Source organism: Phyllobacterium sp. P5_D12, assembly GCF_054049495.1.
Genome location: NZ_JBFUMG010001072.1, coordinates 1 through 785, shown reverse-complemented (window position 1 = coordinate 785; position 785 = coordinate 1). Strand labels below are relative to the sequence as shown.

Below are 785 nucleotides of genomic sequence, written 5' to 3'. Positions count from 1 at the left end.
ACTTGCGCTAGTGCAAACCCCTGCTCGGCAGCCTTTCTATAGTAATCCGCCGCTATAGCTTTATCCCGCTGAACGCCGTCGCCTCTATCGTACATCATTCCAAGCGCTGTCTGGGCGGGGGCCATTCCCCCTTTGGCCAACGGTTCCAGCAATCTTAGAGCCTCAGCATAATTTCCTGCTATCAAGGCGTCCCGGCCCCTCACGAATGAGTTGAAAAAGAGCCAATACCCAAGCAGGCACGCTGCAAGAATCCCTAGAACGATCCAGCGGGTCCGCTTGGGATACAGTGAAGGATATCGGGCTTTATAATTGATGATTTCGGATGCTGTCGGTACTTCGCTCACTCTGCCCCCCGGGAAAACTCTATTTGGTTTTTTTCGATTTGTTTCGGTCAGACGTTATTTCCGCCGAGAAGACGATCTGCTTGCCATCGGGATCGTAGCGTCTGATACAACGCGCGATTTCGGCAGTTACGGCGCGTTGACGTGCATTGCAGATACTGATTATCTTCTTCGCCTCCGGATCAGTGAATTCTTCTGAAGAACGCTGCCCGCAATGACGAACATCCCAATTGTCAAAACTGCGACTTTCATGCCCCGAGCCCCCTTGGATCTGCAGCAAAAGAGCAGACTCGTCGTGTTCAGTAGAGGCAAAATTGCTGACATCTGATTTGGCGTGATATTTATTTTGAGCTTGCCCGAGGGTGAGGCCCGACACCCTCCTTGGGCTCGGATGACAGATGCCGGAGCCTCTGCCGTCCCTTGCGAGACGACTTGGCTACAACA

2 protein-coding genes are annotated in these 785 nt (G+C 52.7%); both read right to left on the bottom strand.

Annotated elements, in window-relative coordinates; all coding sequences use genetic code 11:
* Positions 1-344: tetratricopeptide repeat protein (locus ACXJ5O_RS28770; RefSeq protein WP_457302882.1), on the bottom strand; the 344-nt coding region annotated here is incomplete at its 3' end.
* A gap of 19 nt (positions 345-363) precedes the next feature.
* Positions 364-717, bottom strand: coding sequence for a hypothetical protein (locus ACXJ5O_RS28765; protein ID WP_457302881.1), 354 nt, complete (start codon positions 715-717; stop codon positions 364-366).
* Positions 718-785 lie beyond the last annotated feature (68 nt).